This is a genomic window from Xenorhabdus yunnanensis (assembly GCF_028598805.1).
Taxonomy (GTDB): domain Bacteria; phylum Pseudomonadota; class Gammaproteobacteria; order Enterobacterales; family Enterobacteriaceae; genus Xenorhabdus; species Xenorhabdus yunnanensis.
The window spans coordinates 1-2,714 of the sequence record NZ_JAQRFI010000123.1 but is presented as its reverse complement, the minus strand read 5'-3'; the positions used below and the strand labels follow the sequence as shown (position 1 = coordinate 2,714).

Genomic DNA, 2,714 nt, shown 5'->3' with positions numbered 1-2,714 from the left:
AACGTCAATAAACACTGGAACAATACACAGTGAATAAAATGAACAATATTTTGATTTTAATATAAAAATAATAAATATCGATAAACATCAAAACATGAAATTATTTCATCGCTAATGAATAGGAGGAATTGAATCAATATATTGATTTATAAAAGTAATTAAGTGATTTTCTTATTGGTTTTTAAATATCTTTTATACGCATGTTTATACATGGCTCACTGAACAAATCTATAAACAAGGCATAAGATGAAAACGGGTTAAAAGGATGGGTAGGGCAGACGTGAGCTTACAGAGTGAAGTTCGCACACTAAACGCCCTGAAATAATGACTAACGACGAATATCGTATTCAGTGAGAGGCCAGTACGCTAAACGCACTAACCTTGTGAAGAGGTTGCGACGAATTTCGTCGGAACCTATTGAGTGATTGAGGTAACAGCTAACTGATAGCCCTGCCAGTAAGAAGCCTTTCCCGTCACAGTGATCACCTGACCTTTCTGTAACAGCATCACCGAGAGCGCCATTTCATCAAAGCCCACGACACGCAGCGGGTAATCACTGCGCTTTTCACTCTGCGCTTGCATGGTAGCAACTGCCATGACTTTCCCTGTCTGGCACTTGATACGCTTGGGAGCAGCGGTAATCTTGCCTGTGATCGTAGCGACTATCGAGGGTGTGTTCTTCTTCTGTCTTCGTGCCATGTTCCACCGCCTATAGATGAACTGGTTTTTCAACCATAATAATAATCAATAAGTTAAATCACTGCGAACGTAATACGTACTGAGTTACATTAAGTAACCTTGTACTGAACGGCTTAAACTCAAGCCTTCCTGAGTTATTTATAACTCATTGATATTCTGGTTCATCCTCACTTTGAGGAAAAATAGCAACCGTGGTGATCTTCACCATAGTTAGGTAACTCATTGATTTTGCCCTTGACTGTCAAATTGACCGAGAGCAACCGAAAAATACTTTTCACCTGACAGGCTCATATCTTTAAGAGATGTGGTTTTTGTATACATCAACATTTATTCGAAAATCACGCTTTAACGAAAAAATCGCAAAATAACTGTACCAACTGTACCACTTGGAATATTTCAGTTAAATATCAATAAATTAAGTTGGTACAGATACGGAAAATAACTATAAATAACTGCGCCATATCTGTACCACCGCTCACGGAAGTTGTAACCAGTAGCAACCGTGGTGATTTCCACCCTAACAGGCTAACTCATTGATTTCCCCGCTGACCGTCACTTTGACCCAACCATTGCGGAAATCCCAATGGTTACTTTATGTGCTGGACAAATGCAATAAATGTATTATGTTTCAACGTATTACTTGTGCGCAGGGGGGGGGCTGGACAAAACAACTTAACCCCTTGTTTCTGGCTCACTCTTTTGGGCACACCTCTTATTGAGTTGTACAAATTTTGTGAGTAAATATCATTTACGCTCACCGTCATTTGTGAGTAACCAATAGTAACCCGCAAAGTCCGATTTTCGGATATTGGATTTTGCATCGACGAAATTCGTCGGGACAAATATTCATCATTTTACATACCGATATTTTTGATGTTCAAACTAACCCTCTTAAAGAGGGGCAGTTCTTACTCCATGGATTTTGCATACCGATATTATCGGTGCTCAAATTATAAGCAGACCCCAAATTCGGGGTCTGAATAAATATCAATGAGTTAGATGCTATTTTAGCCATAAAATCACCAGACTGATTGTATCGAGGGGATCAAACTGACCCGAAATAATTGGGGCAGTGCTTAGTATTTTTCACCCCCTGATTTTGAGATAGGCAAAGTATAAGCAAACGCCAAATCTGGCGTCTGATTAAATATCAATGGGTTATCACCAAAGCCCGCATTCGGGCTTTGCTCTGCTAAAAGGTATGGTGATTTCCCCAATACCCTAAGTGGGATATCCCACTTTGCGGCAACTATTACGATTTCCGTAATGGTTGGTTAATTCCTTGATTTCCTTAATCTCTGGCACAGTGCAGGAATTAAGTAATATCAATTGGTTACGTTTGGGTTTTTTATAACTAATTGATTTAACTTAATTAATGCTCAGAACCGGAATTCTGGTTTTCTGACAGAATTAGCTAAAATCAACGGGTTATATCAACAAGGCTAAACCGCACAGAGGGTTATGGGACAGCTTAATTTCAAACCCTCCCGTTGGCTGTGTGGTGTGTATAGACTGCTTCTTACTGACAGGCATATTCTGCCCTTATCACACCGTAGCGGCTTCATCATCAAGGCTCAGTTCGTACATGGCCTCATAGATAATCTCCTGTAAGGCTGCCACGAATTCGGCATCCGTTGAGCTGGACGCGGTAGCCCGGAGTCGGGGGCCATGTTCAGGGGCGATAGCGATCAATCGGGTGCGCATCCGGGCGTATTCTTCACTGACCTTGTTCACCATATCCCGCCACGGCAGAACCTCACCGGATTTGATGCTGTGCTCCAGTTTCACCAGTTCTGCCAGATAGTGCTCTTTAATTGCTTTGGATTCTTCTATCGGGCGTACATCCACTTCACCACTCAATAGCTCGTCATAAACCGCTTTAGCGCGCACCTCCAGAGACTCCGCCTCGGCATAACTGGCTTTCTTGGCGTTCTCGGTTCGGGGATCGGTACTATCAATATATTGCCTACGCCATGCATCAGCCGCATCGACATTAATGTGTCTCCCGACTCTGG

At 42.0% G+C, this 2,714-nt stretch carries 2 protein-coding genes; both read right to left on the bottom strand.

The window, feature by feature from the left end:
* Positions 1–414: 414 nt before the first annotated feature.
* Positions 415–699 carry a single stranded DNA-binding domain-containing protein gene (locus tag PSI23_RS20895; RefSeq protein WP_273556878.1) on the bottom strand — a complete coding sequence of 95 codons (285 nt, stop codon included), beginning with the start codon at positions 697–699 and terminating at the stop codon, positions 415–417.
* Positions 700–2,244: 1,545 nt separating this feature from the next.
* Positions 2,245–2,714: RNA polymerase subunit sigma-70 (locus tag PSI23_RS20890; protein WP_273556877.1), on the bottom strand; the 470-nt coding region annotated here is incomplete at its 5' end.

Bases quoted from the DNA above. Each gene is read 5' to 3' on its own strand.
- PSI23_RS20895 (WP_273556878.1), bottom strand. From the start codon at position 699: ATGGCACGAAGACAGAAGAAGAACACACCCTCGATAGTCGCTACGATC.